The 228-nt window shown below is 57.0% G+C and carries 1 protein-coding gene; it reads right to left on the reverse strand.

The window, feature by feature from the left end; all coding sequences use genetic code 11:
* Positions 1–228 (reverse strand): polysaccharide deacetylase family protein (locus KVT38_RS35140; RefSeq protein WP_483298223.1); only part of this gene is annotated, 228 nt, incomplete at both ends.

Genomic DNA, 228 nt, shown 5'->3' on the forward strand with positions numbered 1-228 from the left:
TTGGTTTCCGTCTGGCTCATGAGCTGGGAGACCGTAACGAATTCATATCCTTTGGCGCGAAGCTGGTCGATGATTTGCGGCAGTGCTTCGTGCGTCTGCAGGCAGGAGGCGCCTGCGTGCAGCAAAATGATGTCTCCAGGGGGAGCTTTGGTAACGGCGCGCTGCACGATCGGATTAACGCCCGGGATTTTCCAACCCCGCGAATCCGTAACCCATTGGATCACTTGG

Source organism: Cohnella sp. GbtcB17 (assembly GCF_019091135.1).
GTDB lineage: Bacteria > Bacillota > Bacilli > Paenibacillales > Paenibacillaceae > Cohnella.